The 21039-nt window shown below is 66.6% G+C and carries 21 protein-coding genes, 1 tRNA gene and 1 pseudogene (1 of these 23 cut by a window edge); 15 read left to right on the forward strand and 8 right to left on the reverse strand.

Annotated elements, in window-relative coordinates; all coding sequences use genetic code 11:
• Positions 1-8: 8 nt before the first annotated feature.
• Both B9A95_RS33845 and B9A95_RS16630 read left to right on the forward strand, forming a co-directional pair.
• Positions 9-155 (forward strand): hypothetical protein, encoded by a 147-nt coding sequence (locus B9A95_RS33845; protein ID WP_170928679.1) that lies wholly within the window; start codon positions 9-11, stop codon positions 153-155.
• 28 nt (positions 156-183) lie between these two features.
• Entirely contained in the window at positions 184-381 is a 198-nt protein-coding gene (locus B9A95_RS16630) for a hypothetical protein (RefSeq protein ID WP_084048324.1), read from the forward strand.
• Between the two features lie 61 nt (positions 382-442).
• On the opposite strand, the gene B9A95_RS16635 is transcribed toward B9A95_RS16630, so the two are convergent.
• The 3 genes and pseudogenes from B9A95_RS16635 to B9A95_RS37210 all read right to left on the reverse strand — a co-directional run bounded on the left by B9A95_RS16635 (position 443) and on the right by B9A95_RS37210 (position 2795).
• Complete coding sequence (locus tag B9A95_RS16635; RefSeq protein WP_084048325.1) at positions 443-1597, reverse strand: prepilin peptidase; 1155 nt, start codon at positions 1595-1597, stop codon at positions 443-445.
• Positions 1598-1666: 69 nt separating this feature from the next.
• Positions 1667-1984, reverse strand: coding sequence for a hypothetical protein (locus B9A95_RS16640; RefSeq protein ID WP_084048326.1), 318 nt, complete (start codon positions 1982-1984; stop codon positions 1667-1669).
• Positions 1918-2795, reverse strand: a pseudogene (locus B9A95_RS37210) (DUF2330 domain-containing protein). Before B9A95_RS37210 ends, B9A95_RS16640 begins: the two are co-directional and overlap by 67 nt.
• A gap of 178 nt (positions 2796-2973) precedes the next feature.
• Here B9A95_RS37210 and B9A95_RS16655 point away from each other — a divergent pair.
• Positions 2974-3423 (forward strand): winged helix-turn-helix domain-containing protein, encoded by a 450-nt coding sequence (locus B9A95_RS16655; RefSeq protein WP_084048329.1) that lies wholly within the window; start codon positions 2974-2976, stop codon positions 3421-3423.
• Positions 3341-3964 carry an IS630 family transposase gene (locus B9A95_RS16660; RefSeq protein WP_170928465.1) on the forward strand — a complete coding sequence of 208 codons (624 nt, stop codon included), beginning with the start codon at positions 3341-3343 and terminating at the stop codon, positions 3962-3964. The genes B9A95_RS16655 and B9A95_RS16660 overlap by 83 nt, the downstream gene beginning before the upstream one ends.
• A 285-nt stretch (positions 3965-4249) precedes the next feature.
• Here B9A95_RS16660 and rimO read toward each other — a convergent pair whose 3' ends face one another.
• A complete protein-coding gene (gene rimO / locus B9A95_RS16665; RefSeq protein WP_084048330.1) occupies positions 4250-5707 on the reverse strand; it encodes a 30S ribosomal protein S12 methylthiotransferase RimO in 1458 nt (485 codons plus the stop codon).
• A gap of 195 nt (positions 5708-5902) precedes the next feature.
• Between rimO and minD the strand changes: the two genes are divergently transcribed.
• The 4 genes from minD to B9A95_RS16685 all read left to right on the forward strand — a co-directional run bounded on the left by minD (position 5903) and on the right by B9A95_RS16685 (position 8878).
• Positions 5903-6703, forward strand: a complete 801-nt coding sequence (gene minD, locus B9A95_RS16670; RefSeq protein WP_084048331.1) for a septum site-determining protein MinD — start codon at positions 5903-5905, stop codon at positions 6701-6703.
• Between the two features lies 1 nt (position 6704).
• The gene (gene minE / locus B9A95_RS16675; protein ID WP_084048332.1) at positions 6705-6974 is read left to right on the forward strand and encodes a cell division topological specificity factor MinE; all 270 of its coding nucleotides are present in this window, start codon (positions 6705-6707) and stop codon (positions 6972-6974) included.
• A 650-nt stretch (positions 6975-7624) separates the two neighbouring features.
• Positions 7625-7897, forward strand: coding sequence for a hypothetical protein (locus B9A95_RS16680; RefSeq protein WP_084048333.1), 273 nt, complete (start codon positions 7625-7627; stop codon positions 7895-7897).
• 36 nt (positions 7898-7933) lie between these two features.
• Positions 7934-8878 carry an aldo/keto reductase family protein gene (locus tag B9A95_RS16685; protein ID WP_084048334.1) on the forward strand — a complete coding sequence of 315 codons (945 nt, stop codon included), beginning with the start codon at positions 7934-7936 and terminating at the stop codon, positions 8876-8878.
• Between the two features lie 84 nt (positions 8879-8962).
• Here the strand turns inward: B9A95_RS16685 and B9A95_RS16690 are convergent, their stop codons facing one another.
• Complete coding sequence (locus tag B9A95_RS16690) at positions 8963-10648, reverse strand: GGDEF domain-containing protein (protein ID WP_084048335.1); 1686 nt, start codon at positions 10646-10648, stop codon at positions 8963-8965.
• Positions 10649-10890: 242 nt separating this feature from the next.
• Between B9A95_RS16690 and B9A95_RS16695 the strand changes: the two genes are divergently transcribed.
• Together B9A95_RS16695 and B9A95_RS16700 are read left to right on the forward strand one after the other, a co-directional pair.
• Positions 10891-11844 carry an ABC transporter ATP-binding protein gene (locus B9A95_RS16695; RefSeq protein WP_245808343.1) on the forward strand — a complete coding sequence of 318 codons (954 nt, stop codon included), beginning with the start codon at positions 10891-10893 and terminating at the stop codon, positions 11842-11844.
• Positions 11837-12709, forward strand: a complete 873-nt coding sequence (locus tag B9A95_RS16700; protein WP_084048337.1) for an ABC transporter permease subunit — start codon at positions 11837-11839, stop codon at positions 12707-12709. Before B9A95_RS16695 ends, B9A95_RS16700 begins: the two co-directional genes overlap by 8 nt.
• A gap of 530 nt (positions 12710-13239) precedes the next feature.
• Here B9A95_RS16700 and B9A95_RS16705 read toward each other — a convergent pair.
• A complete protein-coding gene (locus B9A95_RS16705) occupies positions 13240-13680 on the reverse strand; it encodes a hypothetical protein (RefSeq protein ID WP_084048338.1) in 441 nt (146 codons plus the stop codon).
• A 135-nt stretch (positions 13681-13815) separates the two neighbouring features.
• On the opposite strand from B9A95_RS16705, the gene B9A95_RS16710 reads away from it, so the two are divergent.
• The 5 genes from B9A95_RS16710 (at position 13816) to B9A95_RS16730 (ending at position 19072) form a co-directional block, all read left to right on the forward strand.
• Entirely contained in the window at positions 13816-14193 is a 378-nt protein-coding gene (locus B9A95_RS16710; protein ID WP_084048339.1) for an RraA family protein, read from the forward strand.
• A 102-nt stretch (positions 14194-14295) separates the two neighbouring features.
• Positions 14296-15300: a 4Fe-4S dicluster domain-containing protein gene (locus B9A95_RS16715; RefSeq protein ID WP_084048340.1), complete on the forward strand. Its 1005-nt coding sequence runs from the start codon at positions 14296-14298 to the stop codon at positions 15298-15300.
• A 211-nt stretch (positions 15301-15511) separates the two neighbouring features.
• Positions 15512-18145, forward strand: a complete 2634-nt coding sequence (locus B9A95_RS16720; RefSeq protein WP_084048341.1) for a DEAD/DEAH box helicase — start codon at positions 15512-15514, stop codon at positions 18143-18145.
• Positions 18146-18204: 59 nt separating this feature from the next.
• Positions 18205-18278 (forward strand) — tRNA-Gln (locus tag B9A95_RS16725).
• Positions 18279-18484: 206 nt separating this feature from the next.
• The gene (locus tag B9A95_RS16730; protein ID WP_084048342.1) at positions 18485-19072 is read left to right on the forward strand and encodes a DUF4384 domain-containing protein; all 588 of its coding nucleotides are present in this window, start codon (positions 18485-18487) and stop codon (positions 19070-19072) included.
• Between the two features lie 96 nt (positions 19073-19168).
• Here the strand turns inward: B9A95_RS16730 and B9A95_RS16735 are convergent, their stop codons facing one another.
• Together B9A95_RS16735 and menC are read right to left on the reverse strand one after the other, a co-directional pair.
• Complete coding sequence (locus B9A95_RS16735; RefSeq protein ID WP_084050780.1) at positions 19169-19909, reverse strand: acyl-CoA acyltransferase; 741 nt, start codon at positions 19907-19909, stop codon at positions 19169-19171.
• Between the two features lie 68 nt (positions 19910-19977).
• Positions 19978-21039: the 3' portion of an o-succinylbenzoate synthase gene (gene menC / locus B9A95_RS16740; RefSeq protein ID WP_084048343.1), read on the reverse strand. The gene runs 48 nt beyond the window's last position; the window shows 1062 of its 1110 coding nt (coding positions 49-1110); its start codon lies off the right edge, out of view — the gene reads right to left on this strand; its stop codon occupies positions 19978-19980.

Consider the following 21039-nt stretch of genomic DNA (forward strand, 5'->3'; position numbering starts at 1 on the left):
TGCGCCGTGTGGCGGGCGAGCGGGTGCTGGAACTGTTCAGCCTGGACACATACACCGACGCCTTTGTGGGGCATCAGGTGATGCGCGACATGGAGAGGTTCGTTCAGACGGTGGCCCAGGACGCGGCGGTGGTGGCGGTGCCCGGATTGCATTGAGGGCAAGCGTGGGCGAGTACGCTGGTACATGTCGAAACTTTTCCCACCCGGTTTGCGAAAATTCCTGGGGAAATTGACGGGCGCGGGGGTAAAGCGGTTTTCGCCTCCCCGGCGCGGGCGAGATGAGGACGAGGGGCTGGGGGTGCCCGTTCCCGCCGGCCCCCAGCCCTGGAAGGGAGGCGCGCACGCCAAGCTGCCGCCAGAATTGGAACTCACGGGCAAATAGAGGAAGGCGGGGAAGCGGCGTCCAGCGCTTCCCCGCCTTTATTTGCCCGTTTGCCCGCACGTTACAGCCCCAACATCCCCTTGTAGGCGTCCACCAGTGAGCGGCCCCAGATCAGCGCCACAAGCGCGCCGAGGGCAAGGTAGGGACCGAACTTGATGCGGTTCTCGCGCTTCATGGCGAGTTGCGCCAGACCCAGGATCGCCCCCGCAAACACCGCCACCACGACCGCCACGAGCAGCCGTTCCCAGCCCAGAAAGGCCCCGATCACAGCGGCGAGCTTCACGTCTCCGAAGCCCATCGCCACCGGATCGCCGTGTTCGTCGTCACTGCCTTCGGCTTCGGCCTCTCGGCGGTACTGAATCCACCAGTACACCCCGGCCACCAGCGACACCGCCCCCGCCCCGCCCAGCGCTCCCTGAAGCATCAGGATCAGGCCGGGGCCAAAGCCCGAGCTGCCCAGGGTCAGGCTGACCAAGCAGCCTCCCAGCGTCAGCAACTCAGGAACACGAACGACGCGCCGGGCCGCGAGGTTGGCCGCCACCGACAGCATCGCTACCCCAAGGCCCCACCACGGCCCGAGCCATGCCCCCGCCAGCAGGCCCAGGCTGATCTGCTGGTAGCCGATAGGCAGTTCCGGGTACTGCCGCTCGCGAAGGCGCCGCATCACCCACGAGCCCAGCAGGTTGATGGTCACGAGCAGGCCCGCGCCCATCAGTGCGCCCTGCACCGCCTCGGAGAAGCTGGGCAACACGCCCTGCGCCGTACCCGAGCGTGTATTCAGAAGCGCGAACAGCAGTCCCAGCGCCACGCCCGGCAGCGTCAACTCGTCGGGCAGGGTATAGGTATCGAGGTCAATCGCACTGCCGACCAGCAGGAGGGTGAACAGCACCATCAGCCCCAGGGTGCCCCAGCCGAATACCGCGAAAGGAAACAGGGCGGCGATCACCGCGTACCCGAGTCCTGTCAGCAGTTCCACTGTGGGATAACGCGGCTTGATGGGTGCGCCGCAGTAGCGGCACTTGCCCCGCAGCGCCAACCACGAAAAGACAGGCACGAGGTCCAGCACGCCGAGTTGATGGTTGCAGTGCGGGCAGTGACTGGGCGGAAAGGCGATGTTCTCCCCGCGTGGCAGCCGCCAGATCAGCACGTTGGAAAACGAACCCACCAGTAACCCGAGCACGGCGGCGAACACCACGAAGAGAACGTCGAGACTCACAGGGGAAAGTGTAAGGGGCGAAGGCTTACACAGGCTGTTGGCTCTTGCCCCGAGCTGTGGGCCAACGGCTCACGGCACTTCCAGCATCCGTTTCCGGAGGTGGTTCACGTTCCAACCTGTCAGGTGCGCGAGGTTCTGGGCCTGCGTTTCGGCGCGCGCTTTCAGTTCGGTGCGGTAGGCGGTGGCCGCCTTGCAACTCGACGTGCCGCTGAAGGGGCGGCGCAGGACGTAGCGGCCCTGGAAGGCGTCCTGGTTCTGTGTGATTTTGAAATAGAGGTCCTGAGGGAAGGTGGCGCGCGTGGAACGGACGTGCAGCCGGGTCAGGAAAACGGGCCGAGCCGGGCCCTCGGCTGGGGAAGCCGCCTTTCTGGAAGCGGAAGGGGCCACGGGACGGGGACCGGGCCGCCGAAGCCTTCTTGCTGCTTCCAGAACACACCTGCCGCTTTCAGTTCCTCCGGAGAGGGCGGGGGTGAGGAGCAGGGACCGCAGCTGCCCGTGTTCCAGGCGTATTCCATCAGCGCCACACTTTTGCCCTCACGGGCGTAGACGTGGCGGTAGAAGGGCGCGGACTGGTCTTTGACGAACAGCGGCGCCTCCTGATCCGTGGGCACAGGCGCGGTGCGGTAGTTGCTGGTTTCCACCCGGCCCTGGGGCGAGAGGAGGTACACGGTGAGGTCCTGCTCACCGGGCGAGTTCAGCGTGCCCAGGCGGATGGGCAGCGTGAATTTTCCCAACGTGTACGGCAGCACGGTGGGCCGCCGAAAGCCGCCGCCCCTGGCGAGCGCGCCACATTCACCCGCACCACGAAGAACTTCATGCCGCCCCGGATGTAGTCGCCCAGCATTTTGTCGGCCCCAGGCGGCAGCCTGTACCCCTCGCCGCGCAGGTACCTTGCCAGCCCGCGCTGCTCCTTGGCGCTCAGAATCGGGATGTCGTACTCGCCCACTTGGTAGCTGGCCTCAACCTTGACCCCATTGGCCTGGGCGCGAGCGGCTGCGGGAGTGGGGGCGGGTGTGGCTGCGGCCGTGGTCGCGGCGTCTGGCATCACCGCTCGCAGCACCACTGGCGCGCACGGGTCCTCGTCGAAATACTCCACCAGCCGGGGCGCGCTGTTGGCGTCGAGCTTCTTGGCGACGCTGGGGTCGCCGATGCGGATGTCCTGCCGCTTGGGCACCACCGGAATGGGCACGATGCGCACAGTCCTTCACGTCGCCCACGTAGTCGTGCATCATCGTGAACACGCTGCGCTTGCCGTCCCGCGCGATGACGACTGATACGGATTCCGAATAATCAGTTATAATAATGAGATCAGAACGGTTACTTTCCAACACACGGCCGAAGACTTCTGGGGCATCTACGGCCGGAGTAGCTGCGCGGTGGAACGACGACGCAGTCACCTCCTCGCGTTCCTGGCAGAAGGGAAAAGCGCTGCTGAAGCCCTGAAGCTCACGGGCTACTCGTATCAAGGTGCAGACAAAATCATCGACGCGTACCACCAACATGGTCTGGCGGGGCTCAAAGATCAGCGACACCAGAACAGTGGTGCACCGACCCTGCTCAGCGACGCCGAAGTGCTCCTCCTGGCGCGGACGATTCGTGCAGACACCGCCAGCGGCGGTGTCTGGAATGGTGCACGAGTGCAGTCCTGGGTAAAGCAGGAATTGGAGAAGGACGTGCATCTGAGCCGCTGTTATGCGTTTTTGGATGCGGTGGGATATAGCCTCCAGGTCCCTCGGCCTCGACATGTCGAGGCCAACCAGGTCACTCAGGAAGCGTTCCAAAAAAATCCTCCCAGCCGTGGTCCAAGCAGCTACGGCGCGTACTGAAGCAACTGGACGAGCGGTAGAAGTCTGGTGCATGGATGAACACCGTGTGGGATTGAAACCCCTCGTCGGCAAACAATGGTCCGAGCGAGGCAAAGCACCGACCGTGCGTGTCCAACACCGGTATGAATGGCTCTATGTCAGTGCGTTCGTCTGTCCTCAGACGGGAGAGAGCCAGTACTGGTTGTTGCCGACGGTCAATACGGCGGCCTTCCAGGCTGTGCTCGATCGCTTTGCCCTCGACACACAGGCTGGAAAGACCCGGGAGATCATCTTGGTCTTGGATGGTGCGGGGTGGCATGCCACCCCGCAGTTAAAGTGCCCACCGGGCATCGAGCTCGTCTTCTTGCCGCCCTACTCCCCAGAGTTGCAACCCGCCGAACGCCTTTGGTCCCTCACCGATGCTCCCTTGAAGAATCGTCACTTCGAAACCCTGGAAGACCTGACCGTGTTGCTTGCGGAGCAGTGTCGTCGGTTGGAACAGCAGAGGGAGAGAATCCGTTCTCTCACCTTCTTCCATTGGTGGCCTTGCATAACAAATTAATCGGAATCCGTATTATTGGTGCGGTTAAAGAGCTTGGAGTCGCCCTTCGCCACGAAAAAGCCGCAAAACGCCGCCGAGGTGAGGGCGAGGCCGGTCCAGCTAAGCCGGGTCATCCGTATGGGCACTCCTTTTTAAGCAGTCAACGTTCAGCGGTCGTCTGTCGGAGGAGAAGGGGGGACGGGAGCAGCATAACGGCCCGGCCCCTCGCCCGGAGGCAAGGTTGCGGGGTAAAGAAAAATGGGCGCAGAGAACCACGTTCCCCGCGCCCAGGTTTTCCCCTCGCCCTCAGTGTTTGGCGAAATGTCCCAGCTGGGGCACGTTCGGTTTCCAGGCGGGCCGCTCCACCACCTCGCCGTACAGGTCATATTCGTCGCTGTCCTCAATGCGGGCCTTCACGATGTCGCCAATGTTGATCAGCCCGGCGAAGTCGCCCGCGTACAGGTAGACCTGACCGTCGATCCCGGGCGCGTCGCCTTTGGTACGGCCAATAAGTTTGGTGCCCGGTGCGTCGTCCTCGTCATCGTTAAACTCGTCGATGATCACGTCCATCACGCGGCCCACCTTCTCGGCGAGCTTCTCGGCGCTGATGCGCTGGGCCACTTCCATAAAGCGCGCGAGGCGCTCTTCCTTGGTCTGCTCGGGCACAGGGTTGTCGAGCGCGTTGGCGTCCGCCTCCTCCACGTCGGAGTAGGTGAAGGCGCCCACGCGGTCCAGCCGCGCCTCTTCCAGAAAGGTCAGCAGTTCCTGGAATTCCTGCTCCGTCTCGCCGGGAAAGCCCACGATAAAAGTGGAGCGGATCACGAGCTCGGGGCAAATCTCGCGCCAGCGGCGGATGGTGTCGAGCTGCTTGCCTGCGCCGGGCCGCCGCATCCGCCGCAGCACGGCAGGCGAGGCGTGCTGCAGCGGCACGTCGAGGTAGGGGAGAATTTTGCCCTGTGCCATCAGCGCCACGATCTTTTCCACGTGCGGATAGGGATAGACGTAGTGCATCCGCACCCACACGCCCATCTCACCCAGGTTCTCGGCGAGGTCCGTCAGGTGGGCCCGAACCTGCCCTCCCTGGAATTCGGACTCGCGGTAGCGCACGTCCACCCCATAGGCCGAGGTGTCCTGGGAAATGATCATGAGCTCCTTGGTGCCCCCCGCAATCAGGCGGTAGGCCTCGTACAGCACGGCTCCCGCGTCGCGACTGACCTGCCGCCCGCGCAGCTTGGGGATGATGCAAAAGGCGCAGGTGTGGTTGCACCCTTCGGCAATCTTTACGTAAGCGAAGTGCCGCGGCGTGAGCTTGACCGTCGGGCCGAGCAGGTCCTCCTCGGGACGCATGCCGTGGGCAGCCACGGGGAGGAGCCCCGTGAAGGTGTCCGTCTCGATGGGCAGGAGTTCGCGTACGTGGCCCATCACGTCATCCACCGCTTCCGAGCCTGTGATGGCGGCCACTTTCGGGTGCCGCTCCAGAATCTTCTCGGGGCGTTCGCCCAGGCAGCCGGTCACGATGACCTTGCCGGTGGCGTCCAGGGCCTCGCCGATGGCGCTCAGCGACTCTTCAACCGCGGGCGTGATAAAGCCGCAGGTGTTCACGATGACCGCCTGCGCGTCCTCGTAGCTGGGCGCCACCTCGTACCCTTCGGCCCGCAGCTGGGTCAGGATGCGCTCGCTGTCCACCAGGGCCTTGGGGCAGCCGAGGCTAATAAATCCGACTTTGGGAACGGCCACGGTGGGCCGCAGTTCTTCTACCGTCATGCTGTGTTCCTCCGCGCGTACGCACCGCTGCGCGTGGGAACACGCCGGGCACGAGACTCAACCGGAAAGTGTACAGGGGAAAGGGGCGGCGAAGGTAGGACCGGGATCACATCCCACGCTGCCGCTTGAAGTGGGGCGCAGGGATGACAGGTCCGCCGCGCCTTGCCGTCCCATCAGGGTAGACTGGCGGGCGTTATGAATGCCAAGGTCATCGTCGTCACTTCGGGCAAGGGGGGCGTGGGCAAGACCACGACCACTGCGAACATAGGCGCGGCACTCGCCAAGCTGGGCGAGAAGGTCGTCGTCATCGACGTGGACGTGGGCCTGCGCAACCTCGACGTGGTGATGGGCCTGGAATCCCGCGTGGTCTTTGACCTCGTGGACGTGTTGGAGGGCAAGTGCAAGCTCTCGCAGGCCGTGATCCGCGACAAGCGCGTGGAAACGCTGTACCTGCTGCCCGCCTCCCAGACCCGCGACAAGGACGCCCTGGACCCCGAGGTCTTTAAGGACGTGGTGCGCCAGCTCATCGAGGACGAGGGCTTTACCCGCATCCTGATCGATTCGCCCGCTGGGATCGAATCGGGCTTCAAGACCGCCGCCGCTCCGGCGCAGGGCGCGCTCGTGGTGGTCAACCCCGAAGTCTCCAGCGTACGCGACGCGGACCGCATCATCGGGCTGCTCGAAGCGCAGCAGATCCGCGAAATTCGCCTGGTGATCAACCGCCTGAGGCCCAAGATGGTGGCGAGCGGCAATATGCTCAGTGAGGGCGACGTGCTGGAAATCCTGGGCGTCAAGCCTATCGGCATCGTGCCCGAGGACGACGGCATTCTGGTCAGCACCAACGTGGGCGAGCCCGCCGTGCTGGGCAAGAGCAAGGCGGGGCAGGCCTTTATGGACACCGCCCGCCGCATCAAGGGCGAGGACGTGCCGTACCCCAACCTGGAAGAGAACCGGGGGTTCCTCGCCGCCCTGCGCCGTTTGTTCGGGGGGGCCTGAGATGTTTTCCTGGATGAACAAGCGGCGCAGCAAGGAGACGCTCAAAGACCGCCTCGAACTCGTACTTGCCTATGACCGCGCCCAGATTCCGCCCGGCAAGGTGGACGCCCTGCGCAACGACCTGCTGGAGGTGGTCAAGCGCTACTTCCCGGCGGGCAACAGCAACGTGGAGGTCGAGCAGCGCGGCGATCAGGTGGTCCTGATGGCCAGCATCGCGCTGGAGGAAACGCCCGAGAGCATCAGCCGCCGGGAACGCGATTCAGGCAAGTAAGGCGGGCAGGGAGGAGGGAGTCGGGGGCAGGGCGCGTCCGGCTCCCTTTGCCTTTGGTTGCCGCGTACAGGAGAAGATGGCAGGCGTCCGCGCGGTGGAATCCTCTCTGGCCGGGCGGTGGCCCCCGAACTGGGGGCCGCGGGGGCCCGCGTCGTCCTGACCGCCCGCAGGACCCGGGGAGACAGCACGGTGGCGGCGCTTCCCGATACCACTGGCGAGGACACCGCCGAGGCCATCTATGCTGCGGATGGGCCACGCCCTTCAGGTGTAACCAGACGGGCCCAGCGCAGGTGAAAGCCGTCGTGAAGCACGTCAAGCGGGAACACGGGCGGCTGGATATACTGGTGAACAGCGCCTGAGGCGCGCACGGCCCTCGCCGGGGGCGAGGTCTGGGACGAACCCCCGAACGGGTTGGCCAAACATGCTGCGGGCGGGGGCATACAGCGGTGACGTGAGCAGCCTGCTGGCCCTGAAGCTGATGGCTGCGCAGGAAAGCGGGATGATCGCGGGCACCACCTGGCGCACCGACGGGCCGCTGGGCTGGTTGCCCGACGAGGTCAGCACAGCGGCCGAAAACGCCCTCGTCTACGCCCTGGGGCACAGGCTGCGGGAACGCGGGACCGCTGTGATGGGGCGTCGCGCCAGGCTGGATGAGAACCGCGGTCCTGCTGGCTGTCCATACCGAGGAGAAACTCACCCGGAAGACGGAAGCGCGCCACGATGCGCCTCGGGGCGTGGCGGCCCTCGCCGCCGACGGGAACATGCTGCCGCGCACCAGGCGGAGGCTGGATATCGGCGAGCTGGCGCAGCTGTACGGCTTCACAGGCCTGACGGCCCGCAGCCGCAGTGGTACGCGGACCACCGGCGGGAACGGGCGGAGGGGCAGCGCCGGGACACAGAATCTTAACCGCGTCTCCATCTGACGGCTTCCCTCTGCTTTGCTCTGTAAAGTAGCGGGCATGGAATATCGCAACCTGGGCAGAAGCGGTCTGAAGGTCTCCGAAGTGGCGCTGGGCGGCTGGGAGACCTACGGCCGCAGCGTAAACGACGAGCAGATGGTGCGGGACATCGTCTTGAAAGCCTACGAGGAGGGCGTGAATTTCTTCGATCAGGCCGATGTGTACGCGCGCGGCAAGTCCGAGGAGATGATGGGCGCGGTGCTGCGCGAACTGCCCCGGCATACGCTGGTGATCTCCTCCAAGGTCTTCTGGCCCATGAGCGACGACGTGAATGACCGGGGCCTGTCGCGCAAGCACGTGCTGGAAAGCATCGACAAATCCTTGAAGAGGCTGGGCACCGACTACCTCGACATCTACTTCGCCCACCGCTACGACGACAGCGTGCCCATGGACGAGATCGTGATGGCCTTCGATCAAGTGGTACGCTCGGGCCGCGCGATGTACTGGGGCACCTCCATGTGGCCCGCTGCCCGCATCGCCGAGGCGGTGGAATTTGCCAAGGCCCACGGGCTACATGCGCCCGTCACCGAGCAGCCCGAATACTCCATGCTGCGGCGCGAGCGGGTGGAGGGGGAAATCTTGCCCTACACCGAACGGGCGGGTGTGGGCCTGGTGGTCTGGAGTCCTCTGGCGATGGGTCTGCTGACCGGCAAGTACGACGAGGGTCAGCCCGAAGGCGCGCGCTTGACCGAGAACGAGAACTGGGGCAAGAACTTTCTGACCGAAGAGAACATTCAGAAGGTGCGGGACCTGAGGCCCATCGCGGATGAACTGGGCATCACCCGGGCGCAGCTGGCCCTGGCCTGGATTCTGCGCCAGAAGGGCGTGAGCAGCGTCATCACCGGGGCGACCAAGGTGGGCCAGATTGAGGACACCGTGAAGGCGGCGGGCGTCCGGCTGGAAGAAGGGGTGCTGGTCCGCATCGAGGACATCCTGACCCGCTGAAACTGCGTCTGAGGCCGCAACGGTCAGACCGTCTCACCGCAGGGCCAAAGCCTGAGGTGGTGGCGCGGTCTGACCTTTTGACACCTAGACCCCGCCCACAGGCGGATGCACCCGGTTGCGTCCCGCCCGTTTGGCTTGGTAGAGGTGGTCGTCGGCCTGGGCGAGGGCGCCGCGCACATGGTCGCCGTGACGGTGGCTGGCCACCACGTACCCCGCGCTGATGGTGATGGACAGGCCGGGCGGCAGGTCACTCCAGCCCGAGCCCTCCACCGCCGCGCGCATCTGCTCGACGAGTTCGCCGGGCTGGTGCGGCACCGCCGGCACGACGAGCAGGAATTCCTCACCTCCGTAGCGGGTCAGAAAGGCTCCATCGGGCAGGTGGTCGCACAGGCATTTGGCGACCGCCTGCAGGGCCGCGTCGCCCACCGCGTGAGAGTGGCGGTCGTTGACGTGCTTGAAGTGGTCGATGTCAAACAGGGCCAGCAGCAGCGGACCGTCCTCGCGCTCCAAGCGCAGCAGGGCGTCGTGCAGGCCCCGGCGGTTGAGCAGTCCCGTCAGGGCGTCCTGACGCGCCTGGGTCTCGGCCAGGCGCACACTTTCCTGCCAGCTGTGCGCCTCGGCACGGGCCTGGCGCAGCTCGCGCATCAGGTCGCTGTTGCGCTGTTCAATCTGGGCCAGCAGGGTCAGGGCACCCTGCACGGTGTTCACCGCCTCGCGGTAGGTGCCCAGGGCCGCTTCCAGGTGGCCCTGGGCTTCATGCAGCCGCGCCACCTTCTGCAAGATGTCCTGAACGTCGCGGTGCCGCCCCTGCTGCCGCGCGGCGTCGAGGGCCGCGCGGTAGTGGAGGTGGGCCCGCTCCGGTTCTTCCCGCGCTTCGCAGACCTCGGCCACGACGAGGTGCGCGTCCAGATACGTTTGTTGACCCAGTTCCAGGTGGTGCCCCAGCGCCGCCTGCGCGTGCCGCCACGCGGCGTCCACATCCCCGGCGAGCAGGGCCAGGCGGGCGGCGTGCGTGGCCGTGGTCAGCGCGATCAGGCGGTCCGGATGGCCGCGCATGGCGTCGCGGATGGCCTGGAGGTACCCCTCGCTGCGTGCGCGTGCTTCCCGTTCAGCGTCACCGCGCCCCCGCGCCCGGGCCTCGCGGGCCTGGTTCAGGTAGATGTGGGCGCGGTTTTCAAACAGGTACAGCCGCATGTACTGCAGCTCTCCCTCCTCCTGCCCGTTGAGCTGCTCTTCGAGCAGATTGAGCTGGTGCAGGGCGTCTCCATACTGCCCGGCCAGGTTGTTGAGGTGGCTCAGGTTGATGTGCGCGGTCAGGAGGTCTTGCGGGTGCCCCGCCTCCTGCGCCAGCCGCAGTGAGTCCATGAGGTCACGCCGCGCGCCGGGAAGGTCCCCCGCAATCAGCCGCGCCACCGCCCGGGTGTTGCGCACCTGCGACTCGAGGTGCCGCAGTCCGTGCTCGTGCGCGAGGTCCAGCGCCAGCGCCAGGTGGCCGAACGCCTGTTCCTGCTGGCCCTGCCCCACCTGCACGTAGCCGAGCGTCACCAGGGCTTCTACCGTGATGCCCGGCTCGGCGTCCAGCAGGGCCCAGTCGAGCGCAGCCTGGGCCAGCGGCAGCGCCAGCGGCAGCGAGCGTTCGCGGTAGTGCCGGGCCAGCGCCAGGTAGGCGGCGGCCCGCGCCGCATGGGTTCGCGCCGACTCCAACGCTTCACGCAAGGGCAGGGGAGCGCCGGGCGGTGCAGGCACCGGTTCCGGGCGGGCGGAAGACATAGGGGTCATTGTTCAGGAAGTTCAGGGTGAAAGCTATTCCCCCGTTGACCATTGTGTGATTTTTCTGGCCCCGTGAAGCGAACGCTCGTTCGGAAGGACCTTCAATCTGTCCTGCCTGGCACTGCAACTTCACGCCCCTGGTTGTTCTCCAGGCCGCGGGGCAGAATGCGTCTGCCCCACCCCGCGCCTTCTCCCCCTTTTGATGCATTCGCGGCGCGGCCATGGCCTCTATGCTGGGCCCCATGTCGGCCATCGAAACGCGCGAGTTACGCAAGGTCTACCGGGGGCGGGCGGTGGTGGACGGCCTGAGCCTGACGGTGGGCGACGGCGAGGTGTTCGGCTTCCTGGGACCCAACGGGGCGGGCAAGAGCACCACCGTCAAGATGCTGCTGGGCCTGGTGCATCCCACCGGCGGCGAGGTGCGCGTGCTGGGCGGCTCGCCCATGAACCCGGCCGTGCGCGCCCGCCTGGGCTTCTTGCCCGAGCAGTTTCGCTTCCAGACCTGGATGACGGGCGAGGAATTTTTGCGTTTTCACGGGCGGCTGGCTGGGCTGAGCGCCGCCGAGGTCCGCATGCAGGTGCCGCGTGTCCTGGAAGCCGTGGGCCTGGGCGGGCGCGGGCACGAGGCGCTGGGCGGCTACTCCAAGGGCATGCTTCAGCGTGCGGGGCTGGCAGGCGCCATCCTGGCCCAGCCCCGCCTGGTCTTTCTGGACGAGCCCACCAGCGCGCTGGACCCCATCGGGCGCGTGGAGGTCCGCGAGATTATCGAGCGGCTGCGCGGCGAGGGTGTGAGCGTGTTTCTCAACTCGCACCTGCTCTCGGAAGTCGAGCAGGTCTGTGACCGGGTGGCTTTCGTCAAGGCGGGCCGTGTGCTGCGCCAGGGCTCCATGCGCGAGCTGATGGGCGGCGTTTTGCCGGTGAACCTGCGGGTGGACCGCCTGACGCCCGAATTGCTGGCGGTCCTGGGTCGGCTCGGTGAGGTCCGCCACACCGATGAGAACACCCCAGGCCGTGCTGACGTGACCCTGTGGCTCACGCACGAGGACACGGTGCCTGCGCTGGCCGACGCCATTCACGCACACGGCGCGCGGCTCTACGCCCTGACTCCGCAGCGCCCGGACCTGGAGACGATGTTCCTGGAGCTGATCGAGGACACACCGGAAGCGGCCCGGGGACTGGGGGCAGCCCGTGCGTAACGCCCTGCTCATCGCTGAACTCTCGTTGCGCGAGGCGGTTCGCAAACGGCTCGTCGTGGTGCTGCTGCTGCTTACCGCCGCCTTCGTCGGGTTTTACCTGTACGGCGTCCTCCGCCTGGACCAGAACCTCGATCAGCGGGCGGCCAGCGCTGGCCTGGACGGCCGCAGCGTGAGCGGTCTGTCCAACCTGCCGGTCATGTACGCCACCATTTTCGGAATGTACCTGGTGTTTTTCCTGGGGTCTTTGATGGCCGTGCTGTCCACCGTGGGGGCGATCAGCGCCGACGTGGAAAACGGCGTGATGCAGTCGGTGATTGCCCGGCCCATCACCCGCGCCGAGCTGGTGCTGGGCCGCTGGCTGGGGTTCATGACGGTGAATGTGGTGTATGTGGCGCTCGTGAGCGCGGCCCTCCTGGTGGGCATCAAGCTGATCACCGGCTTCGTGCCGCCCTCACCGCTGCCCGCCACGGGGCTGATGCTGCTCTCGATGGTGCTCGTCACGGGCCTGACCGTGCTGGGCAGCACCCTCTTTACCACCCTCGCCAACGGGATCGGCGTGTTCGTGCTGTATGGCGTGGGCTTTGCGGGCGGGATCATGGGGAGCATCGGGACCTTCGCCGATAGTCCCACCCTGACCATCCTGTCACGGCTGGCCAATATCGTGATGCCCACCAACGCGCTGTGGCTCGGCGCAAGCTATTACCTCCAGCCGTCTGCCCTGCGCAACATCGGGGAGGTGGCGCGCGGGGCCAATCCCCTCTTTGGCAGCACACCGATTCTCCCCACCCTGCTGCTGTGGTCCGGGGTATACGCCCTGCTGGCGGTGGGCTTGGCGATGTGGCGCTTCAGCCGCCGGGACCTGTAGTTCCCAGGCGGGCAAAGGGCGGACCGGGCAGCTCGCGCCCGGTCCGCCCCTTCGTCGTTGTCCTTATGGCCGGTGATGCCCGTGTCGCGGCAGACAAAGCGCATCACCGGCAGGTTTCGGTCGCTGAACGCCAGGGGATTATTGATCCCGGCGTAAGTTCGCACCGGTCCTCCGCACCCCGGGTCACGGGGAAAATGGCCAGCATGCAGAACGTCCCACTGGAATTCATACCGATTTATGCCGCGGTCAACGGTCAATAGGTGCCGTCTTCCGCGCCCGTGATGCAGACCTGGGGCCCGCGGTAAGTCACCAGCACGGGGCTCCGGCTTCCAGGCCGGCCAGCGCCGACTGAAAGGCGCGTCCCTCAAAGGTCCGCCCAGGACCGCCCACGTCGCTCTGCCAGGCTCCCGCACCTCGGTGACGGCGCCCCGAATGAGCGGTTGTCCCTGTGGGCCGTTATGGTCCCCAGCTCAGTAGACCCCAGGTGAGCCGGATGTGTGGCGGAGCAAAGGTGCAGGCCAGGCGTAAGGTCAGTCGCCAGACTTGTCGAGGCGGAGGTCCCCGGGACGCGGCATGGCGTCGGGGATGGTGGGTTCGGCGGAAGTGCTGGTGGGGACAGCGCCCTGCGTCTGTACGGCGGAAGGTTCCGCCGACACCCGGACAATAGACGAGTGCCCCGGCTCCTGGGGTTCTTCCTCGCCTTCCACGGGCTCAGCATTCAGCTCTGTAATCAGCCGCTCGCGCGCCTGGATTTCCTCGTCCACACGGCGAATTTCCTCGCGAATGCCCTCCAGCATCTCGGCGTCGGCCCCCCCATGGTATGAGCGGCCCAGGCGGGCATACAGCGAATCGAGTTCACGGTTCAGTTGAAACACTTCCAGCCTCAGCCGGGTGCTCTGAGCGACTTCCTCGCCCCGGCGCTGTACCCGCTCGGCTCCGCGGCGCACGCGGTCCATGATGTCATCCAACATAGGTGCATTGTCGCTCCGCGAACCCGAAGGCCGGGTGAGGTGTGGTTGAGGCGGGCTTGGCGTTTGAAGAGGCGCTGCCTTCCCTGTTGTCTTTAGGTCGCCGCCGTCCGCCGTGGCCTTCGTTTCAATGGCCCCATGTTCAGGGCCCTTCCCGCCACAGACCTCAGTGACGCCCACCCTGACGCCCTGCTCCTTGCGCCCCTATTCGCTTCGTATGGCGGGCACGTGCCGCTTCATGGTTCCGCCTCCACCTTCCACATCGAGGACGCCAATCTGCTTGTGCGCTCGGCCGAGGAGGAATCCGGAGGGAGCCGCATCCTCGTGGTGGACAACGGTGGCCCGGTGAACTGCGCGGGCCTGGGTGGGATGCCCGCGCAGTTCGGCGCGGCGCAACTCGCGGCCCTGCCCACCGGCGTCTGTGCGCCCGCTCCACTGTGCGCTCGCTCCCCGCTCCCGGCGCAGCGTCAAGCGTGGTCCGGGCGGGACACGCGCCGCTGGCCTTCGCGGGAGTAGGCCTCCGTGCTGAGACCACCGGCATGCCCGTCTTTCCCAAAAGTTGAGTCCAGTCCAACGCAGGTCCCACTTGTCCCGCTGTCCCCGCTCTAGACTCGGCGCGTGCTGGGGAACATGCTGGAACAGGCGAGTGAGTACGGCGATCCACTGCCGAGGTACACGCCGCCCCGCTGCCTGTTGGAGCGGCAGGCGGTGGGCGGCTGCGACGCGTGCCACGCCACCTGCCCCCACGGGGCCATCGTCCTCGGGCCGCTCGGGCAGAGCGTGTCCATTGACCCGGCGCGCTGTACAGGCTGCGGCTTGTGCGTACAGGTCTGTCCCTCGGGAGCGCTGGAATATGACCTGATGGCCCCCCTTCAGAGCGTGCGGGACGCCCGGCAGGATGCAGGTGGCGTGGCGTCCCTGACCTGCTCGCAAAGCGGCGCGGGTGGTCCGTCCCTGACCTGCCTGGGCCGGGTCACGCCCGCTGTGGTGGCCGCCGCGGGAGCGTGGGGAACGCCGCTCACACTGGTACACGGGGAGTGCTCCGCCTGCCCCGTCGGTGCCCCTGATGTGCCCGAACGGGTGCGCCGCGTGGTGGAGGAAGCCCAGGCCCTCCGCGCGCCCACCGGGCAACCCACGCAGGTGACGGTCCGGCGCGCGACCTCCGAGGACCACAATCTGGGCCTGAAGCTCTCGCGCCGGGGAGCCTTTGCCGCCCTCTTCCGTGCCGGACGCCAGCAGGTGGCCCAGGCCCTGCCCGAGCGGCCCCTGCCTTTCGTGGACTGGAGCCAGCCTCAGCAGCGCGTGCCCGAGGAATGGCGCTGGCGGGCCGCTGCCCTCAGGCCTGTCCCCGCTCCCGACGCCGCCGTCCACTGGCCTGCACCCCTGGTGGACGACACGTGCATCGACTGCCCGGTCTGCGCAAACGTCTGCCCCACCGAGGCCATTACCCGCGAATTCAAGCCCGAGGGCGGCGTCATGCTGCTGCTCAACCTCGCCGCCTGCACCGGCTGCATGGCCTGCGTGCGCTCCTGCCCGCCGGACGCCATGCACCCGCAGGCGGAGTGGCTGCCCGCGGCATTTCAGGCCCCAATTTTGCTGCGCGACAGCGGCAGCGTGATGTAAGCAGGAGGGCGACCGAGATGGCTTTTGACCTCTCTCCAGGCAGGACGCACAGGGTTGTGCAGAAGAGAGGGCCGGGCGAGCCCAGGGGTGACGGGTACGGCCCGAGAGGAGGGGGCGTGCCAGGCGCGAAGTCGCCCAACCGCTCCCCGCTTCTCACCCCACCGTAATTTCGCTTCCCACGCGCCCTCCGCCCCGCCCTACACTGGAAGGCGTGTTGCCCGCCCGCCCGCCCTATGCCCACCTGGAGGGCTTTCTGCGCGACATTCTGGGCAGCGGGGCGGTGCTTTTGCACGAGGAGGAATCGGCCCCTGCCCGGACCTTGAAGGCGGCGGAACTGGGCTGGACTGGGGCGGTCACGCGCGGCTTCGGCTTCCCCGAGGTCTACAGCCACCAGGCCGAGACATACCGCCGAATGCACGCGGGCGAGCACGTCATCGTGACCACCCCGACGGCGAGCGGTAAGACGGGGGCCTTTTTCCCGGCGGTCTTTGAGCGGCTGGAGCGCGACCCGCAGGCCACGGCCCTCTTCGTGTATCCGCTGGTCGCGCTCGGACAGGACCAGCGCGACAAGTTGAGCGCTTTTCGGGAGCGCGGAGGCTTTTCCTGGAACGTTGCCGCCTTTCAGGGCAACGCCCAGCCCGGTGACGTCTTCCGCCCCGAGGTCCGCATGGTCACGGCCACGCCCGACAAGCTCCACTGGTCCCTGACCCACCCCCGGGTACGCGACTTCCTACGCCGCCTGTCTTTTATCGTGCTGGACGAGGCCCATACCTACAGGGGCGGCTTCGGCTCTGAGGTGGCGGGGATGCTCCAGCGACTGCTGGACCTGGCGCGGGCGCTGGGAGCCAGTCCGCAGGTGGTCTTGTCCACCGCCACCATCGGCAACCCCGCCGAGTTCGCGCGGGAACTGACGGGCGCGGACGCGGTGGAGGTCTGCGACTCCGGCGCGGCCCGGCACGGCAAGCGCTACTACCTGGCCGACCACCGGGGGCAACCGCGCCGCTTCTGGGACGCTGTGGTCAGCGCCAGCATTCAGCGGGGGCTCAAGGTGCTCGCCTTTTTCCGGGGCCGCTCGCGCGCCGCTCGGCTGTATTCCACCTACCGCGCCCAGGCCCTGTACCGCGATCACGTCCACCTCTATATGGCGGGCACCTCGGACCGCGAGGGCCGGCTGACCGAGTTCCGCCGCGCCAAAAGCGGGGTCATGTTCGCCACCAATGCGCTGGAAGCCGGGGTAGATATTGGAGACCTGGAAGTCGTGATGATCGACGGCTATCCCGGCTCGCGTATGGCCTTCCGGCAGATGGCAGGCCGGGCCGGGCGGGTGGTGCCGGGGCTGGTGCTGTACCTCCCTGCACTCAACGAGCAGGGCGTGCCGCAGCCCGTGGACGCCTTCTACTCCAACGCTGGGAACTTCCGCGAGCTGGTCACCGGCCCCATCGAGAAGGCCGTGGTGGAGGCTGCCAATCCCTACCTCTCGCCCCGCCACCGGGACCGCGCGAACGAGGAATTCAAGGCCGCCGGTCTTCCCGCCGAGGTCCTGCCCGGTCCACGCTACTGGAACCTGCGCGGAGAGGGCAGCGCCAAGTTCGCCGTGATCGAGGAAGGCGAGTGGGCGCAAAAGGGAATGCGGGCGTTCGACGCCCCGCTCGAATCCCCCAGTCAGCACTACGCCCTGACCGAGAAGCACGAAGGGGCGGTCTTTACGCTGGACGGCCAGGGTTACAAGGTCACGCGCTGGGAGGACCACCCCCCCGGCACGGCCATTCTGGTGGAGAAGTTTAGCGCTGCCAACCTCTTTACCCGGGGGCTGTATTCCATTGAGGTCAGCCCGGTGAAGATGGGCGACTGGGTCCGTAAGGGGCCGCTCGCCTACCGCCACGGCGAGGTGGTCATCCGCCGCCGTTACACGGGGTACATGATGATGCGCCAAGTCTTTGAGCGCGTCTGCACCGGCTGTGACCGCGAGCCGGACCCCACCGAGCGGGTCTGCCGCACCTGCTCAGGCCGCATTCAGGACAGGATGCAGGACCACAAGCTCTCCGAGCATCCCTACGAGGAAGCGTTGGAGTTGCCGCCGTTCCGCACCGCCGCCCTCGAAATCGGTGTGGACGCCCGGGCCACCGAGCAGCCCACAGCGGTGGCCCACACCCTCAAGCACCTGCTGCAAAAAGTGACGCCCGAGCGCGTGGCCTGCGACGAGAACGATCTTTCGGGGGCCTTCCGCGCTGAACGCGACAACTATTTCTTTTTGTACGACGATTGGCTGGGCGGCCTGGGCGTGTCTCGCCGCGCCTTTGAGAACATGGACGAGTTGCTGCGGCGGGGCCTGGAACTCACTGCCAAAACCTGCTGCAAGGAGCCGCACGGCTGCTACGAGTGCGTCGCGGTCAGCCGTTGCTACGCGCCCTTCCTGAGCAGCGGTGAGCGTCGCCCCACCGACAAGCACGCCACCCGCGCCTTTCTGGAAGCCGTGCTGGGCGTGGAGGCCGTTCCCCAGCCCGAACCCGACGCCCTTACCCTGCCTGAGGTGCCCGCGCTGCCGCCCTCCTGGCCCCTTCAGGCGCGTGAACTGCTGGACCTGCATGGCCTTTCGCTGCCAGAGGTCAGCGCCCGGTTGGGCATTCCCAGCCGCGAGATTCAGCGGGCCGTCAGCACCACCGAGCCCCTTCGTCTGCGCCACGCCAAATTCGGTGATGGCGTCTTTCTCCAGGGTTTTGGGCAGGGTGAGCGGCGCGAGGTGCTGGCCTATTTCCCTGGGGTAGGGCAAAAGCGGTTGCTGCTCAAGTTCGCGGGCCTGATCCTTGTGGAGAAGTCGCGCCCCGTTCCTGCGCCGGGAGGTTGACCCTTCGCCTGAAGCCCCGCTATACTTCACTGCGCTTCCAGAGGGAGCCGGAAAACTCTAGGGATATGGTGTAATGGCAGCACAACAGATTTTGGATCTGTTTGTCTAGGTTCGAATCCTAGTATCCCTGCCACAGTCTGGGGGGCGAGGTCTGAAAAGACTTCGCCCCCCAACTTTTGTCCTTGAGTGCTGGGCAACGTGAGGCCAAACCTGCCCTGTCTCACGTTCCGTCAGGTGCTGTTCACCGGGCGTCAGGCAGGGGGGAATACGCTAGGTCCAGCAAAGAGAACACCTCCACAACGTGCAGAGCCTGCACGGGTGCTTCTCCCGAGGAGACGTATGAAGAAGCCTGCCATCCTGATCGCCCTGACCGCTTCGCTGCTCGCTCCGCTCGCCACCCCGGCCCTCGCTGCGCCCAAAATCAGCGCCCAGAGCATCATCGTCAATCCTGTGCCCACCACGCTCCAAGCGCACGTTTGGGTCAACAAGGACCCCAGCGGTACCCGCACGCCGAGCTACCGCATCGGCGATCCCATCCGCATCTCGGTGCAGGTCAACGAGAACGCCTACGTCTACCTGTTCTCGGTGGACCCCGACGGCAGCGTGGACCAGATCCTGCCCAACCGCCTCAGCGGCAGCAACTACGTTCGCAAGAGCGAGGTCCGCTCCTTCCCCTCGGGCGGCAACTTTCAGTTCAACGTGAGCGGCAACCCCGGCGTGAACAAAGTGCTCGTCGTCGCCAGTCGCCGCCAGCTGGACCTGTCGGAACTCAGCACCTTCAGCGCGGGCCAGTCTTTCGCCAAGGTGAACGCCGAGGGCAGCAAGGGCCTCGCCCAGGCCCTGAGCATCGTGGTCAATCCCGTTGAGCAGCCCATCCCACAGCAGGACTGGGTCAGCGATACAGCTTTTTTCAACGCGACGTACTGAGGAGTGCAGGGGGCCGAGAACTGAGGCGGAGCGCCGCTCCGGCGCTCGGCTGTTCGGAGAAGGGGACGGGACACCGCGCGGTGTCCCGTCCCCTTCCTATTCCTGTAAACGGGTCAAGACGTAGAAGGCCCGCTCGCCTTCCCGCGCCAGGTCTGTGACCGCATAGCCGTTCTCCAAGGCTGGCTCCAGCACAGCGCGGAGAGCCAGCCGCCAGGTCAGCCGAACGTCTTCAGGTAGGGCGAAGGCGTCGAGAGGAACCTCAGCCAACAAACGGGGCGCGTCCCGATGGGGGAGGGGAGAGGCGGGCCGACCGTCTCCAGCCTTCAGCACAAACTCGCCTTCCGGTAAAGGTGGGGGTCGTTCGGCCTGAGGCCGCGTCAGGTCCCACTCGATCATCAACCGGTCTGCGGGAAAGGCGGTCGCCGGGTCTTCTCCCAGCGCGTACCAGTCGGCGTGGTAACGCACCGCCCGTGCGCCCAACTTGCCCAGGTTCAGTCGGGCATTCCGAGGCACGAGGGGATCGAAAGTCCAGGTCATCCGTGTCAGGCCCTGCGAGACCGCCCGCTCCCGCTGCGCGAGCTTGAGGGCCACCGCCGCGCCGCTCCCGCGCCAGTCGGGATGAACGGCCAGCAGGTGCGAGTGGTGCCAGAGTCGCCCGCCTTGCAGCGCCGGAAACCCGTAAGCCAGGCCGAAGGGGGGGGCGTCCACGTCCTCGGCTGGATAGGCCCCCAGAACGGTGGCCCCCGTATGCGCTCCGATGCGGAACATGGTGGCGGGCAGCACCTCGCGGTCCGCGTAGCCCCACGCGGCCACCTGTACGTCTTCCAGCGCCCGCATGGCCCAGGGGTCCGTCACGTCCCGGATGACGAAGGGCCGGAACGGCCCTGTTCTGGGAGACGCGGCGCTCAAGCCCGGTACTCCTCGTACAGTTCCGACACCCGCCCTATAAACTCGCGGTTCAGGGTAACGCCGATGCCGGGACCCTGCGGCACAGGCATCAAACCGTCCGCCGCTTCCAGCGCCTCGTGAATCACGTCCGTCTCCCAGTAGCGGCTGGCACTGCTCGTATCGCCGGGCAGGGCGAAATTGGGAAGCGTCGACAGGTGAATGTTGTGTGCCCGGCCGACGCCACTCTCCAACATCCCTCCGCACCACACGGGGGCACCGAAGGCCCGCGCCACATCATGCACCCGCCGCGCCTCGGCGTGCCCGCCCACCCGGGCCACCTTGACGTTGATCACGCGCCCCGCCCCCAGCGCCAGCCCTTTGCGGGCGTCGGCCGCGCTCGCCACGCTCTCGTCCAGACACAGGGGCGTCTTCAAGCGCCGTTGCAACTCGCTGTGGTCCACCAGATCGTCCCAGGCCAGCGGCTGCTCGATGTACGTCAGGTTGGCGGCGTCCAGCGCCGCCAACCTGCCTGAGTCGGCCAGCGTGTAGGCGCTGTTGGCATCCACCGTCAGGCGAATGTCGGGGAAGGCTGCGCGCGTCGCCTCCACTGGCTGCACGTCCCAACCCGGCTTAATCTTCAGCTTGATGCGCCGGTAGCCCTGCTCCACATGTCGGCGTACCGTATCGACGGTGGCCGCCTCATTCGCCTGAATGCCCAGGCTGACGCCCACCTCCACCTCCGTCTTGTGCCCGCCCAGCAGGGTGCCCAGGGGGACACCCAGCGTCCGCGCCCACAGGTCCCACGCCGCCATCTCTACCATCGCCCGCGCCATGCGGTTGCCCCGGAAGCTCCCCAGCGCCGCTTCCAGCGCTTCCGGGTTGGCGAAGGTCTGGCCCAGGACGCGCGGCAGAAACACCTCGCGCAGCAGGCCCAAGGCCCCGGCGACGGTTTCCTCACGGTACATGGGTGCGGCTTCCATCGTTCCTTCGGCGAGGCCCTGTACCCCGTCGCCATGCAGGACCAGCAAGGGCACCAGTTTTTCGGTCTGCACCCCGAAGCTCGTCTCAAACCGGAACTT

Origin of the sequence: Deinococcus hopiensis KR-140, assembly GCF_900176165.1 — a bacterium.
Lineage (GTDB): Bacteria > Deinococcota > Deinococci > Deinococcales > Deinococcaceae > Deinococcus > Deinococcus hopiensis.

Coding starts and splice junctions, on each gene's coding strand:
- B9A95_RS16630 (WP_084048324.1), top strand. CDS start 184: ATGTCGAAACTTTTCCCACCCGGTTTGCGAAAATTCCTGGGGAAATTG.
- B9A95_RS16660 (WP_170928465.1), top strand. CDS start 3,341: ATGTCGAGGCCAACCAGGTCACTCAGGAAGCGTTCCAAAAAAATCCTC.
- rimO (WP_084048330.1), bottom strand. CDS start 5,707: ATGACGGTAGAAGAACTGCGGCCCACCGTGGCCGTTCCCAAAGTCGGA.
- minD (WP_084048331.1), top strand. CDS start 5,903: ATGAATGCCAAGGTCATCGTCGTCACTTCGGGCAAGGGGGGCGTGGGC.
- minE (WP_084048332.1), top strand. CDS start 6,705: ATGTTTTCCTGGATGAACAAGCGGCGCAGCAAGGAGACGCTCAAAGAC.
- B9A95_RS16680 (WP_084048333.1), top strand. CDS start 7,625: ATGAGAACCGCGGTCCTGCTGGCTGTCCATACCGAGGAGAAACTCACC.
- B9A95_RS16685 (WP_084048334.1), top strand. CDS start 7,934: ATGGAATATCGCAACCTGGGCAGAAGCGGTCTGAAGGTCTCCGAAGTG.
- B9A95_RS16690 (WP_084048335.1), bottom strand. CDS start 10,648: ATGTCTTCCGCCCGCCCGGAACCGGTGCCTGCACCGCCCGGCGCTCCC.
- B9A95_RS16695 (WP_245808343.1), top strand. CDS start 10,891: ATGTCGGCCATCGAAACGCGCGAGTTACGCAAGGTCTACCGGGGGCGG.
- B9A95_RS16705 (WP_084048338.1), bottom strand. CDS start 13,680: ATGTTGGATGACATCATGGACCGCGTGCGCCGCGGAGCCGAGCGGGTA.
- B9A95_RS16710 (WP_084048339.1), top strand. CDS start 13,816: ATGTTCAGGGCCCTTCCCGCCACAGACCTCAGTGACGCCCACCCTGAC.
- B9A95_RS16730 (WP_084048342.1), top strand. CDS start 18,485: ATGAAGAAGCCTGCCATCCTGATCGCCCTGACCGCTTCGCTGCTCGCT.
- B9A95_RS16735 (WP_084050780.1), bottom strand. CDS start 19,909: ATGCGGGCGCTGGAAGACGTACAGGTGGCCGCGTGGGGCTACGCGGAC.